Source organism: Priestia filamentosa, from assembly GCF_900177535.1.
GTDB lineage: Bacteria > Bacillota > Bacilli > Bacillales > Bacillaceae_H > Bacillus_I > Bacillus_I filamentosa.
Genome location: NZ_FXAJ01000003.1, coordinates 165,860 through 179,862, shown reverse-complemented (window position 1 = coordinate 179,862; position 14,003 = coordinate 165,860). Strand labels below are relative to the sequence as shown.

Here is a 14,003-nt window from a genome sequence, read left to right as displayed (position 1 = left end):
TAATCCCTCCGTTCCCGAGCGATTTCCTATTCTATCTATAAATCATACAGTTAAACGAACTAAATTGCAAGAAAAAACAAGTGGTTCATTCCAAATTACGATGAACAATTTTAAAAAATAAAAGACTTTTTACATTCATAAAATAGGCTGCTAACGAAGATTGTTGATTTATTAAGAACATTCATAATTTCAAGATGACAGCTTTGTTCTTGTTCTTTATACTAAAAGAGCGGAGATTAATTATTGTAAACAAAGGGAGTTTTTCATAGTGAATGATATTATCATCTTAAAAGGAAAAGTATCTTATCCAATTACATTAGATCCAAGCGTCTGGATTTTTGATGACCGCAAAGTTGAAAGACAAACGCTTAAAAGACAAAATGATGAAAGCGATTCAAAAGAATTAACAGCAAGACAGTGGTCTCGTGAAATTAGTGAAGGAAACGTTTCTCCTCCTACTTTGAAATCTGAACGTAAATACGAACGTGAACGTATTTTAACAGGATCATTTGCTATTCACCTTTCTCATTTTTTAAAAAATGCCGAGCCGCTCAGTGATGCTTGTGAGCTTGCCGTTATAACTCAAAAGGGTGAAGTCATTGTACCTCTTGAAGAAGCCTATACCTATTTGTTAGCCTTTTCAAAAGATGGCAAACCGCTTAAAGATGATGGCCCTGTGCATCTTCTAAAAAACGATGGCACCACAAAAGCAACACACGTTACAGAATTTCAAGTTCGTTAATTAAGCTCCGTTTCCTCAGCTAGAGGAAACGGTCTTATTTTACAACAGATCAGCAGCTAGCTGCGCGAGTTCAGAACGCTCTCCTTTCACAAGCTGTACGTGACCGGCTACTTTTTGTTCTTTAAACCTTTCTAGTACGTATGTTAACCCATTGTTGTATTCATCTAAATATGGATGATCAATTTGGGCAGGATCTCCCATAAGAACAATTTTACTTCCTTCTCCAACGCGGGTTAAAATCGTTTTCACTTCGTGTTTAGATAAATTTTGGGCTTCATCAATAATGATGAACTGATCTGGAATACTTCTTCCTCTTATATATGTTAAAGCTTCTACTTCGATAGAACCCATTCCTGCTAAAATAGCGTCAAGCTCTCCAGGTTTTTTCGTATTGAATAGATATTCCAAGTTATCATAAATAGGCTGCATCCATGGTCTGAGCTTTTCTTGTTTTTCTCCTGGTAGAAACCCTAAATCTTTCCCTACTGGAACAATTGGTCTCGCAACAAGCAATTTCTTATAATACCCCAAATCTTCTGTTTGCATAAGGCCTGATGCCAATGCTAAAAGCGTTTTACCTGTTCCTGCTTTGCCGATAAGGGTAATAAGTGGTATATCATCTCGGAGCAAAAGTTCAAGCGCCATTGTCTGCTGAACGTTTCTCGGTTTCACTCCCCAAATATGCTCATAATCAAACAATAACTTTTTCACTTTCTCTCCTGTTGAATCAACAATCCCAACAGCAGAACCAGAGCCTCCAAATGCATCTTTCATCACAACAAATTGATGTGGATAGAACGGATGATTTGCCCACTGTGATAAACTAAGCTCACCTTTTTCGTAAAAACGATTAAGCTCGTCTTTTGGAATGTAAAGATCAAGAAAACCCGAGTAAAGGTGGTTTACTTCGACAACTCGGTCGCTTAAAAAGTCCTCTGCTAAAAGACCAATCGCATCTGCTTTGACACGTACAAGCGTATCTTTACTAACAAGGATAACCTGTCTTCCTTCTTCTTTTGTTTCTTCCTCAAGAGAGAGATTTTTTGCGACTGCAAGAATGCGATTGTCGTTTGTTTTCTCTACAAATACTTCTTGAAGTTGATGAAATGACCGATGATTAAGCTCAATCCGCAGTGAACCCCCATTTTCTAACGGAATTTTCTCATGAAGTCGGCCATGCTGACGAAAACCATCGATAAGTTTAGATACTTGTCTGGCATTTCTCCCTACTTCATCCATATATCTCTTTTTAGAATCGACTTCTTCCAGTACAACAGCTGGAATAACGACTTCATTATCTTTAAAAGAGAAAATAGAGTGTGGATCTTGTAATAGTACGTTCGTATCTAACACATAAATCTTTTTCAAAGGTTTTTGCCCCCTCCATTTGTCTTCTTTGAAGAATAAGCACCCGATACTCTCACCTTTCTATGTAATATGACAATAATCCTCTACTTCTTTTACTATATGTAGCCATGCATAAAGATAGAAGAATGAACAGACAATAATTTAGAAAAGCCATTGTTCCTGTGCTAGCTATATGTTCAAAGAAGTTTTAAAAAGGTCTCATCGCCATATTACGCACTATAAAAGGAGAGATTGCTGTATGCAAAAATACTTTATGTGGCTTGTACTACTTGTAGTATTTCTAACAGGCTGTCAAAATAACAGTGCAGCAAACGATGAAAGAAACAATGATAATTTAGTACGAGTAAAAAATACAACTCCCCAACCTGAAGAACAACAATCAAATAACGCTATCTCCCAACGACTGATAAACCTTGCAACAGACGTCCCGAAAGTTGAACGTGCAACAGCCGTTGTTGTTGGAAGATACGCTATTGTTGGCATCGATGTTGGAAGTGACCTTGATCGTTCAGAAGTAAGTTCTATCAAGTATGCCGTTGCTGAAAGCCTTAAACATGACCCAAACGGTGCGAATGCTGTTGTTATTGCTGATCCTGATACGTTCTCTCGTTTACAAGGGATGGCACAAGAAATTAGAAACGGACGTCCTGTAACAGGCGTTCTCGACGAACTCGCAGCAATTGTAGATCGTTTTGTACCTGAAATGTCTAATGAAATAAGACAAAAACACCCGAATGAAACAAATACAAATAATGATCGCTTGAATGAACAAAATCAGCAAGAACTACAAAAAGAACAGAACGATCAATCTAATAATGAACTTCAAGATAAAGAATAATAAAAACGCTTAGTCTTTTTCCATGCAAAGACTAAGCGTTTTTATCTACTTTTATAAATTTCATCGTAAATGTACATGCTACGTTTCTGTTTGACATTTCTACCACCTCTTCCATTGACAGGATTGATAGTTGCCTTACAATCTCTTTACAATAATCAGTAAAGATTATGTTTATCATAACGTGTTTTAGAAGAAATGAAAATAGAATTCAGAAAATTCCCTTACTTATTCACCCTTTTTTTACACTACATTTACATCTGAAACTCTTACCATTCATCTTCGTCCTTTTTCGATTCATAAAGCTTAAAGTTCCCCGTTGCTTTTCGCTCTTCTGTACGCTTTGTAATACGGTCATGACACGTTTGACACATATATGTATGAATAGGACGATTTCTAACTTTTTTGGCTAACGGTAATTCGTTATCAATTGTTTCAATTACATCACAAATTACGCATTGAACTCTCATTTCTCCACCTCAACAACCTTTTTGCTTATAAAAACAGGATAACGTCCAACAACGCTATCCCGCTTTTCTACATTTGTTCGTTTTTCTTTGCTTGATGCAAACGCACTTTGTAAACTCCAAGCACAATAGCCGCAATGAGCAAGCCTTCTGCTACAGGTAAAAAGGCACCGAAAAATGTAAGAATTGTGCAGCCAAAAGCTAGTAATGCATAAATGATCACGTTCTTGATGATAGGCAGCTTTCGCGCAAAACCTAAATTGTATACAACAACGGCTAGCAAAAGAATGGTAAAGTACAATAACCACATGCCCGCTTCGGGGTTTTCGTCCACTTTAAAAAGCTTCGCAAAAAACTGAAGGCGTTCACTTACACCCATCATCAATCACGCTCCTTTAAATATTAACTTTTAAGGCCACACTTATCTTTATTTATTTGCAAGCTTTTTCTTTTTAGCTGCTTTTTCGCGCTCGTTTTTATCTAGAACCTTCTTACGTAGACGAATAGATTCTGGTGTAATTTCACAATATTCGTCTTCGTTTAGATATTCTAATGATTCTTCAAGAGACATAATACGAGGTTTTTTCATTGTTACTGTTTGGTCTTTTGTTGCAGAACGAACGTTTGTTGCATGCTTCGTTTTTGAAATATTAACAACAAGATCATTTTCACGAGAATGTTCTCCAACAATCATACCTTCATAAACTTCTGTGTTTGGCTCAACAAAAATTACGCCACGTTCTTCAACTTGCATAATTCCGTATGAAGAAGCCTTACCTGTTTCCATTGATACTAACACACCTTGGCGACGTCCACCAACTTGACCAGCTTGCATTGGTTGATAGCTATCAAAGCTATGGTTAATGATGCCGTATCCGCGAGTTAATGATAGAAACTCCGTTGTGTAACCGATAAGACCACGAGAAGGTACCATGAAGATTAGACGAACTTGGCCATTGCCGTTGTTTGTCATATCTAACATTTCACCTTTACGAGCTCCCATTGATTCCATAATTGAACCTGTGTACTCTTCTGGTACGTCGATTTGTACGCGCTCAACAGGCTCAGAACGAACACCATCAATATCTTTGATGATAACTTCTGGTTTTGATACTTGAAGTTCGTAACCTTGACGACGCATGTTTTCAATTAAAATTGAAAGGTGAAGCTCTCCGCGTCCTGAAATAACCCAAGCATCAGGAGAATCAGTAGGGTCAACACGTAAACTTACGTCTGTTTCAAGTTCTGACATCAAGCGCTCTTCAATTTTACGCGCTGTTACGAATTTACCTTCTCTACCCGCAAAAGGACTGTTGTTCACAAGGAACGTCATTTGTAGAGTTGGCTCATCAATACGAAGAACAGGAAGTGCTTCCTGATGATCTACAGGACAAACAGTTTCTCCAACGTTGATGTCTTCCATTCCAGATACAGCGATTAAATCTCCTGCTTTTGCTTCTTCAATCTCAACGCGTTTTAAGCCGATAAAACCAAACATTTTTGTTACACGGAACTGTTTAACAGAACCGTCAACTTTCATAAGTGCAACTTGTTGACCAACTTTCATTGTTCCGCGGAAAACGCGTCCAACTCCAATACGGCCTACATAGTCGTTGTAGTCAAGCATAGCAATTTGGAACTGTAGCGGCTCTTCACTGTTATCAACAGGTGCTGGAATGTGCTCAATGATAGCATCGAATAAGCTTTCCATATTCTCATCCTGCTTTTCCGGATTGCGGCTTGCTGTTCCGTTAATTGCTGATGCATAAACAACAGGAAATTCAAGCTGTTCTTCAGTTGCATCAAGCTCGATTAAAAGATCGATTACTTCGTCCACAACTTCTGCTGGACGAGCAAAGTCACGGTCAATTTTGTTTACAACAACAATTGGTGTTAAATTTTGCTCTAGCGCTTTTTTAAGAACAAAACGCGTTTGAGGCATACACCCTTCATAAGCATCGACAACCAAAAGAACGCCATCTACCATTTTCATGATACGTTCTACTTCTCCACCGAAGTCAGCATGTCCTGGTGTATCTAAAATATTAATACGTTTATCTTTATAATGAATGCCCGTATTTTTTGCTAGGATTGTAATTCCTCGCTCACGTTCTAGATCATTTGAATCCATTGCACGTTCGTGAACTTGCTCGTTAGCACGAAACGTTCCAGATTGATGTAACAGCTGATCTACAAGTGTTGTTTTCCCATGGTCTACGTGGGCAATAATTGCAATATTTCGTAAGTCTTGACGAATGTTCAAGCCCTTCAACTCCCATACTTTTGTGTAAATACTTCACTAGCTTATCCAAATTTCACACATATCAAGCTAATGCCTAGGATATTATAACATAAAGAAACTAGAAATGCTTTCGGTTTTTCGGTACACTTAAGATATTATTCACAATATGAAGGTCATTTGGGAGGGTTTATGTTGAAGTCAATTAAATGGGGTTTACTTTTATATGCGATCTTGGGAACGCTATCAATTATGTTAATTGGGGTTTTTCTCGGAGAAGGTAGCATTGTTGGAGTAATTGGTTGTATTGTTGCACTTATTGTTATTATTGGACTTGGTTTTACGACAAAAAAGAAACTTCGTGAAGCTGGAAAGCTATAAAAAGGACGTTTTGTCCTTTTTATAGCTTTTTTTTAAAGAGGATAAACTAAAATAACGTATTCTTTTTCTTCCTCATTTTTTTCTACTTTAAATTGCTCAAAGCCACACGAAGCCAGAAATTGTAGCCAGCTTGTTTTTTCAACAGGACAAGCACAAAAAAAAGCTTTATGATTTCCCCGAAAATGCTCGGCAGTTCTTGCAATAATTTCCTTTCCGATTCCTTGTCCTCTTCGTGATTCTTTGACAAGTAGTGTGCCAAGCCAAGGTTTTTCATTGGATGGCGCCCAAGGTAGACTATAAGAGAGTCCTACCTTTTCTCCTGCTTGTTCATATATCGTCCAATGGCCTTGAAGCATTTCATATTTTTTTAAGTAAACAGGAAGATTCTCTGCAGAGCATTCTTCGCTCTCCCATTCTTCGCTTGCCAAAACTAACTGTTGAAAAAACGGGAAGTCTTCATCTGTATATGAACGAAACGACAGTTTTTCCATAGTTACCTCTTTTTATTAATGTACGTTTGAAGTACTTCTTTATGAAATGCTTTTTCACCAGCAAAAACACTATTTTTTTCTAAAATATTAAGTTCCTCTCCATAAACATTAGTAACTACTCCTCCTACTTCCTCAATCAATACAAGACCACCGGCAAAATCCCATGGAGCAAGTCTCATCGTTATATACCCATCAAGACGTCCAGCGGCAATGTAAGCAAGCTCTAGAGCAGCAGAACCATATGATCTCGTTCCTCTAACATCTTTTACAAGAGGAGAAAGAACCGCTGGATCAATGCGATGATTATCTGTTACCCATGTAGCGTTTAGGGAAAGGATAGCTTCTTTTACAGGTGATTCAGTAAGCATTGGAAGCTTGATATCATTCATATATGCTCCGTTTCCACGAATTGTATGATAAAGCTCATCATGCATAACATCATAAATCAATCCTATTTTCCCTACGCCCTGGTCAAATATGCCAATGGAAATAGCAAAATTACGCTGCTGATGGACGAAATTCATTGTACCGTCAATAGGATCAATAACCCATAAGATCCCTTCTGCTGAAGTAACATCTGTTCCATGTCCCTCTTCTCCTACAATACGGTGCGTTGGAAACGTTTCTTGAATTTTTTCATATAAAAACGTTTCAACATCTTTGTCCATGTTTGTAACAAGATCATTTGGATTTGACTTTGTTTCAATAAGAAGCTCTTTACTAAACGAATCTTTAATCATTTCCCCCGCTTCTTTTACCCATGATGTAGCATATGTATAAATATCTTTCCAAAAATCTTCCATTTTTCAAACCCCCTTAAAAGTCAAACTAAAATTAAGTTATAAAAGTAGCTTATGAAAATCAGCGCCACAAATCAAGTTTCATCCTTTTTTATAGTTGTTATTCTAAAACCTTCATAACAAGAGACTATACAGACCTGTATAGTCTAAACAAGTTTTATTTTTTTATAATGCTCATATTATTGTTTTTTTTCGCTGTACTTCAATAGCTCTTGACGAAGTTCTTCTAATTTTTGTTTACTTTTTAGTTTTTGTTCCTCATTTTCTTCAATCATTGCTTCGTACAAAGTGGCAAGCTCATAATCAAGTTCCATCCTCAACACTGCTAAACGGTTTGTATATTCGGTTTTTTTGTGAATATTTACTACTTGCTTCATTGTTGAAGCCCCCTCTCTTAACATAACAAGCTTGACGAAAAGTTTTAATATTCAGAATATATTATTTTTATATCGTATGTAGAACATTTATGTCTTGTAACTACATTTGTAAGAAAGTTTTAAAAATAGGCTTTAAAGGTTTTAACTTCTATTGTTCCATCTAACTTGTGATATGATTACTTATTAGTTACCCTTACCTATTCTAAAAAAAACATTCATCTGGAGGTACACCATGGAATTTGAGAGATTTACAAAAGAAGACTTTAATGTTTTTACAGTGGATGGTCTTGATGAGCGTATGGGCGAATTAAAAAAACAAGTACGTCCAAAGCTAGAAAGCTTAGGCGAAATATATGCGCCATTTCTATCTTCTCTATGTCAGGAAGAAATGTTTGCACATGTTGCAAAACACGCCAGACGCTCTGTCAATCCGCCAAAAGATACGTGGGTTGCTTTTGCAGCAAATAAGCGCGGCTATAAAAGACATCCACATTTCCAAATTGGACTTTTTGAGTCTCACGTCTTTATTTGGTTTGCTGTTATTTATGAAGCAGATATAAAAACAGAGTATGGAAAAGTTTTAAAAACACATATTGAGGAAATCGAAAATAGGATCCCAGCTTATTTTGTTTGGTCAAAAGACCATACGAAGCCTGATACTATCTCAATGGAGGGTTTATCAAGAGAAGATTTAACAGCTCTCTTTGACCGCTTAGAAAGTGTAAAAAAAGCAGAAATCCTTTGTGGTTTACGTATTCCGCAAAAAGAGGCGCTAGAGATGTCAAAAGATGAATGGGACCAAACGTTTAAAGATGCCTTTACAACGCTGCTTCCTCTATATAAATTAGGAGCTACAATCTAAAAAAAGAAGAGCAAGTTGCTCTTCTTTTTTATCTCATCCGAATAAAAGTTTCTTCTGGTGCATCTTTTGCTTTTTTGACCGTTCGATACGGTGAGTAATGACTTTGTTCTTCAAATTCATTGCAAATTTGTTTTTCCTCTGATTTGCTTGGGACAATTTCTTTAAAACGTCTATATGTGCTCATAAGCTGTTCACGCGAAATTCCTTTTTCATACGCTTTTTCAATTGCTTCAAAAAAGCGAACAACATCAACAATTTCATCTGTACTCCAATCAATTGAAATTGGATATTGATATTCCATATCTTTCATCTCCTATCATTTACTTCTCTTTTAACATTGTGCCTCACAATATAGAATAAACGCAACTTCTTTTCTTTTTTTAGAACTTCTTTTTATTTTTCCTTTCAAAACGGAAAAGCTATGAAAAAGAGCTTTGCAAACCATTCTATAAGTGCTATAATTCATTTGTTTTTTAAGTTTGATAATTAAGGTGGGATTAGTATATTGTCTTCACAGTTTGAAACACCCCTTTTTACAGGTCTTATTGAGCATGCTAAAAAAGACCCGATTCAATTTCATATTCCAGGTCATAAAAAAGGTCGTGGAATGGATGAAGAATTTCGCTCGTTTATTGGGGAAAATGCCCTTTCTATAGATTTGATTAATATTGCACCGCTTGATGATCTCCATCAGCCAGGCGGAATGATTCAAGAAGCTCAAAAACTTGCTGCTCGCGCTTTTGGAGCTGATCATACATTTTTCTCTGTACAAGGTACAAGCGGAGCCATTATAGCGATGGTGATGTCTGTTTGTGGACCTGGAGACAAAATTTTAGTTCCACGTAACGTTCATAAATCTGTTATGAGTGCTATCATATTTTCAGGAGCTACACCTGTTTTTATTCATCCTGAAATTGATCCTGATTTAGGAATTTCACACGGCATTACAACAGACGCAGTAGAAAAAGCACTTTATCAACATCCAGATGCAAAAGCTGTTCTTGTTATTAATCCAACTTATTTTGGAATTGCAGCAGATCTAAAGCGAATTGTTGAGCTTGCTCATTCATTCTCAATTCCTGTTCTTGTTGATGAAGCTCATGGAGTGCACATTCATTTTCATGATGATCTTCCCCTATCAGCTATGCAAGCAGGAGCAGATATGGCTGCTACAAGTGTGCACAAATTAGGCGGATCTTTGACAGGAAGCTCTATTCTTAATATGAAAGAAGGACTTGTTTCACCAAAGCGTGTTCAGTCCATCTTAAGCATGTTAACAACAACATCAACATCTTACATTTTGCTTGCTTCATTAGATGTTGCTCGTAAAAGACTTGCAACAGAAGGAAAAGAGCTTGCAGAGTATGCTATTGACCTTGCTGAGACAGCACGTAAGAGAATTAATGAAATTGGATATATTCGTTGTATTGGACGTGAAATCCTTGGCACGAAAGCAACGTATGATATGGATCCGACCAAGCTTATTATTTCAATTAAAGAGCTTGGGATTTCAGGCTATGATGCAGAAAAATGGTTGCGTGAACGCTTCAATATTGAAGTAGAACTTTCTGATCTTTATAACTTGCTTTGTATTATTACACCAGGAGATACAATAGAGAATATTAACACGCTTATAGAAGCACTAACAGAACTTGTTAACGAGTGTAAGGACAACGTCCAAAGCTCTGAGGATATCTCGGTGCTCTTACCAGACATCCCTGTGCTCTCTCTAACACCTCGAGATGCTTTTTATGCAGAAACAGAGGTTGTTCCTTTTGAAGAGTCTTCAGGACGTATTACAGCTGAATTTATCATGATTTACCCACCAGGGATTCCTATTTTTATTCCTGGAGAAATTATTATGGAAGAAAACCTCCAATATATTAAGAAAAATCTTGAAGAAGGTCTTCCTGTTCAAGGTCCTGAGGATCACACATTAAAGACACTTCGAGTCATTAAAGAACATAAAGCAATAAAATAAAAAAGCTCTGCAAATGCAGAGCTTTTTTATTTTATGATTCTATTATTCTATTTATCTTTTTCCTCACAATATTGGCACGTTCCGTAAAGCGTTGATACTTTCTCATCATCAAAATACTCAATTGTGTCACTGCATGTTTGACAAATAATTGTTCCCATCTTATAGCGCTCCTTTTTGCCTTTTGAGGTTATTTTTGAAAACGTTTTATCTTCTTGTTTTCTATAATATTATGTCACATTTAAAATGTCAACGCTTATTTGTATAACACATTAATAAGTTTTATAAACCCTTTTCTGTTCAGAACATCAGCCTAGAAAAAAGAAAACAGTAAAGTTTGCATACTAAAAAAAGTGATCATAGAGACTGCAGTGAGAAAGAAAGCGCTTTTTTTATGTTTTAAATACATTTCAGCAATGAGGTATCCTAAATATACGAAAACGATGAAGAGTATTGCTTTGGCTCCAAGATGGTCTCGATGAGAAAGATGCTCAACAAATGTAAATGTACACCATATAAAAAATTGTAAGATATAAATATGATACAGCACCTTAACCTTCTCCTCCTCTCTCACCAACAAAACCCTTGTCCTATATATATGCAAGCTTTCTTATTGTATACAAAAAAATCCCTTAGTCATTCGACTAAGGGATTTTTCTTCATCTATCTTATAGCATATGAATTGGAGTACCAAGAGCAACTTCAGCTGCTTCCATTGTAATCTCTCCAAGAGTTGGATGAGCGTGAATTGTTAAAGCAACATCTTCAGCTGTCATACCAGACTCAATTGCAAGGCTAAGTTCTGAAATAATATCAGAAGCTCCACTACCTGCGATTTGAGCACCGATAATTACACCGTCTTCTTTACGAGTGATTAGTTTTAAGAAACCGTCTGTGCTGTTAAGAGAAAGAGCACGTCCATTTGCTGCGAATGGGAATTTCGCTGCTTTAATTTCAATGCCGTCTTCTTTTGCTTGCGCTTCTGTATAACCAACAGATGCAAGTTCTGGATCTGTGAAACATACAGCAGGAATTCCAAGATAATCAATCTCAGAAGGCTCACCGCTAATTGCTTCAGCAGCAATTTTTGCTTCATAAGAAGCTTTGTGTGCTAATGGTGGTCCTTCAACAATATCACCAATTGCGTACACGTTGTTTACGTTTGTACGACATTGTTTGTCAATTTTGATAAGACCGCGATCAGTCATTTCAATACCAAGTTGCTCAAGACCTAGCTCGTCAGTATTTGGACGACGACCAACTGTTACAAGAACATAGTCTGCTTCAACAGTTTCTTCTTTTCCGCCTACTTCAAACGTTACTTTTACGCCGTCTTTAGTTTCTTCAACGCCTTTAGCCATAGCTTTTGTATGAACTGTAACGTTTCCTTTTTTCTTAAGTTCACGTTTAACGATTGAAGTCATTTGTTTTTCGAAACCAGCTAAAATATCATCAGCAGCTTCAACAATTGTTACTTCTGTTCCGAAGTTAGCGTAAGCAGTTCCAAGCTCAGTACCGATGTAACCTCCACCGATTACAACAAGCTTTTTAGGAATTTCTTTAAGAGCAAGAGCTCCTGTTGAGTTGATTACGCGCTCAGAGAATTTGAATCCTGGAATTTCAACTGGGCGAGAACCTGTTGCAATGATTACATTTTTGAATGTATATGTTTGCGCAGAGTTTTCGTCCATAACACGAAGTGTGTTTTGATCTACGAAATAAGCTTCACCTTTTACGATATCCACTTTATTTCCTTTAAGAAGACCTTCAACACCGCCAGTTAGTTTGTTAACAACGCCAGCTTTCCACTCTTGAACTTTTGTGAAATCAACTTTTACGTTGTCAACTGTGATTCCCATATCTTCAGAATGCTTCGCATGCTCGATACGGTGACCTGCTGTGATAAGAGCTTTTGAAGGAATACAACCAACGTTTAAGCATACTCCACCAAGATTAGCTTTTTCGATAATTGTTACTTTTTGTCCTAATTGTGCTGCACGGATTGCTGCAACGTATCCACCAGGACCTGCTCCAACTACAATAGTATCTGTTTCAATCGGGAAATCTCCTACTACCATGATATTACGCCTCCATTAATAATAGTTCTGGATCGTTAAGTAAACGCTTGATGTTGTTTAATGCATTTTGTGCTGTAGCACCATCAATCATACGGTGGTCAAAGCTTAGAGAAAGAGCTAATACTGGAGCGATAACAATCTCACCGTCCACTACAACTGGTTTCTCAGCAATACGACCAATACCTAAAATAGCTACCTCAGGATGGTTGATAACTGGAGTGAACCATTGTCCACCAGCTGAACCGATGTTTGTGATTGTGCAAGAAGCACCTTTCATTTCTGCACCAGAAAGTTTACCTTCACGCGCTTTAGCTGCTAGGCTGTTGATCTCATCTGAGATAGAGAAAACAGATTTGCGGTCAGCGTGTTTTACAACTGGAACAACAAGACCTTTTTCAGTGTCAGCTGCGATTCCGATGTTGTAGTAATGTTTTTGAACTACTTCATCTGTTGCATCATCAATAGATGTGTTAAGTGCTGGGAACTTCTTAAGAGCAGATGTTAAAGCTTTAACAACATAAGGTAAGAACGTTAATTTTGTTCCTTGCTCAGCTGCAACTGCTTTGAACTTCTTACGGTGAGCCACAAGTTTTGTTACATCTACTTCGTCCATAAGTGTAACGTGTGGAGCCGTATGCTTAGAGTTCACCATTGCTTTTGCGATTGCACGACGCATGCCGCTCATTTTCTCGCGAGTTTCTGGGAAGTCGCCTTCTGGAGCTGCTACTGGTGCACTTGGTGCTGCAGAAGCTGCTTCAGGAGCTTTTTCTTCTGTTTGTGCAGCAGGTTGTGCTCCACCAGATACAAAGCTATCAATATCTTCTTTTAGAATACGACCATTTTTACCGCTACCAGCTACTTGACGGATATCAATGCCTTTTTCACGAGCATATTTACGTACAGATGGCATTGCGATAACGTTGCGATCAGTATCTACTGCTTCAGTACTAGCTGCTGGTGCATCTTGTACTTCTTCTTTTTTCTCTTCTTTTGGTTCTTCTTTGGAAGAGCTTTCACTATCGCTACCTTTAAATTGTAAGTCTTCGTAGCCAGGTGCGTCAAATGTTACGATAACTTGACCAACTGTCGCAACTTCACCTTCACTAACTTTTAACTCTTCAACTGTTCCGTCTACTGGAGATGGGATTTCAACAACAGCTTTGTCGTTTTGTACTTCTGCAAGTACATCATCCTCACTAATTTTGTCTCCTGGCTTTACGAACCACTTAACGATTTCACCTTCATGGATACCTTCACCGATATCTGGAAGTTTAAATTCAAATGACACGAGCATTCACCTTCCTGTAAGAAATTATGTTTTATGATTTAAAGTACATAGATAAGCACAACAGCTACCTTGGCTGCGCGAAGCAGTCAAGGAAAGC

Annotated in this window: 16 protein-coding genes; 5 read left to right on the top strand and 11 right to left on the bottom strand. The window is 37.4% G+C overall.

The features are described from left to right. The first annotated feature begins 268 nt into the window (after positions 1 to 268). On the top strand, positions 269 to 742 hold the full coding sequence (locus B9N79_RS14435; RefSeq protein WP_040058263.1) for a hypothetical protein: 474 nt from the start codon (positions 269 to 271) through the stop codon (positions 740 to 742). 39 nt (positions 743 to 781) lie between these two features. On the opposite strand, the gene B9N79_RS14430 is transcribed toward B9N79_RS14435, so the two are convergent. Beyond that, positions 782 to 2,110: a PhoH family protein gene (locus B9N79_RS14430; protein WP_019393011.1), complete on the bottom strand. Its 1,329-nt coding sequence runs from the start codon at positions 2,108 to 2,110 to the stop codon at positions 782 to 784. Between the two features lie 238 nt (positions 2,111 to 2,348). Here B9N79_RS14430 and B9N79_RS14425 point away from each other — a divergent pair, with 238 nt between their 5' ends. Continuing rightward, positions 2,349 to 2,948, top strand: coding sequence for a YhcN/YlaJ family sporulation lipoprotein (locus B9N79_RS14425; RefSeq protein ID WP_019393010.1), 600 nt, complete (start codon positions 2,349 to 2,351; stop codon positions 2,946 to 2,948). A 266-nt stretch (positions 2,949 to 3,214) separates the two neighbouring features. On the opposite strand, the gene B9N79_RS14420 is transcribed toward B9N79_RS14425, so the two are convergent. The 3 genes from B9N79_RS14420 to typA form a co-directional block, all read right to left on the bottom strand. Next, on the bottom strand, positions 3,215 to 3,415 hold the full coding sequence (locus B9N79_RS14420; protein ID WP_019393009.1) for a YlaI family protein: 201 nt from the start codon (positions 3,413 to 3,415) through the stop codon (positions 3,215 to 3,217). A gap of 67 nt (positions 3,416 to 3,482) precedes the next feature. Continuing rightward, entirely contained in the window at positions 3,483 to 3,791 is a 309-nt protein-coding gene (locus B9N79_RS14415; RefSeq protein ID WP_026009607.1) for a YlaH-like family protein, read from the bottom strand. Between the two features lie 48 nt (positions 3,792 to 3,839). Beyond that, positions 3,840 to 5,675 (bottom strand): translational GTPase TypA, encoded by a 1,836-nt coding sequence (gene typA / locus B9N79_RS14410; protein WP_040058264.1) that lies wholly within the window; start codon positions 5,673 to 5,675, stop codon positions 3,840 to 3,842. 168 nt (positions 5,676 to 5,843) lie between these two features. Between typA and B9N79_RS14405 the strand changes: the two genes are divergently transcribed. Further along, positions 5,844 to 6,032, top strand: coding sequence for a YlaF family protein (locus tag B9N79_RS14405; protein WP_372450232.1), 189 nt, complete (start codon positions 5,844 to 5,846; stop codon positions 6,030 to 6,032). 32 nt (positions 6,033 to 6,064) lie between these two features. On the opposite strand, the gene B9N79_RS14400 is transcribed toward B9N79_RS14405, so the two are convergent. The 3 genes from B9N79_RS14400 to B9N79_RS14390 form a co-directional block, all read right to left on the bottom strand. After that, on the bottom strand, positions 6,065 to 6,523 hold the full coding sequence (locus B9N79_RS14400; protein WP_040058265.1) for a GNAT family N-acetyltransferase: 459 nt from the start codon (positions 6,521 to 6,523) through the stop codon (positions 6,065 to 6,067). Between the two features lie 2 nt (positions 6,524 to 6,525). Beyond that, positions 6,526 to 7,326: an inositol monophosphatase family protein gene (locus B9N79_RS14395; protein WP_019393004.1), complete on the bottom strand. Its 801-nt coding sequence runs from the start codon at positions 7,324 to 7,326 to the stop codon at positions 6,526 to 6,528. 176 nt (positions 7,327 to 7,502) lie between these two features. Then, complete coding sequence (locus B9N79_RS14390; protein WP_019393003.1) at positions 7,503 to 7,700, bottom strand: hypothetical protein; 198 nt, start codon at positions 7,698 to 7,700, stop codon at positions 7,503 to 7,505. 232 nt (positions 7,701 to 7,932) lie between these two features. On the opposite strand from B9N79_RS14390, the gene B9N79_RS14385 reads away from it, so the two are divergent. Beyond that, positions 7,933 to 8,562, top strand: a complete 630-nt coding sequence (locus B9N79_RS14385) for a YktB family protein (protein ID WP_040058266.1) — start codon at positions 7,933 to 7,935, stop codon at positions 8,560 to 8,562. A 28-nt stretch (positions 8,563 to 8,590) separates the two neighbouring features. Here B9N79_RS14385 and B9N79_RS14380 read toward each other — a convergent pair whose 3' ends face one another. After that, entirely contained in the window at positions 8,591 to 8,863 is a 273-nt protein-coding gene (locus B9N79_RS14380; protein ID WP_019393001.1) for a UPF0223 family protein, read from the bottom strand. A gap of 204 nt (positions 8,864 to 9,067) precedes the next feature. On the opposite strand from B9N79_RS14380, the gene B9N79_RS14375 reads away from it, so the two are divergent. Then, complete coding sequence (locus tag B9N79_RS14375; protein ID WP_019393000.1) at positions 9,068 to 10,543, top strand: aminotransferase class I/II-fold pyridoxal phosphate-dependent enzyme; 1,476 nt, start codon at positions 9,068 to 9,070, stop codon at positions 10,541 to 10,543. 47 nt (positions 10,544 to 10,590) lie between these two features. Here B9N79_RS14375 and B9N79_RS14370 read toward each other — a convergent pair whose 3' ends face one another. From B9N79_RS14370 to B9N79_RS14355, 3 genes are all read right to left on the bottom strand, one after another. Beyond that, positions 10,591 to 10,701 (bottom strand): GapA-binding peptide SR1P, encoded by a 111-nt coding sequence (locus B9N79_RS14370; protein WP_019392999.1) that lies wholly within the window; start codon positions 10,699 to 10,701, stop codon positions 10,591 to 10,593. 507 nt (positions 10,702 to 11,208) lie between these two features. Then, positions 11,209 to 12,618: a dihydrolipoyl dehydrogenase gene (lpdA, locus tag B9N79_RS14360; RefSeq protein ID WP_019392997.1), complete on the bottom strand. Its 1,410-nt coding sequence runs from the start codon at positions 12,616 to 12,618 to the stop codon at positions 11,209 to 11,211. A gap of 4 nt (positions 12,619 to 12,622) precedes the next feature. After that, entirely contained in the window at positions 12,623 to 13,906 is a 1,284-nt protein-coding gene (locus B9N79_RS14355) for a dihydrolipoamide acetyltransferase family protein (protein ID WP_019392996.1), read from the bottom strand. Positions 13,907 to 14,003: the final 97 nt, after the last annotated feature.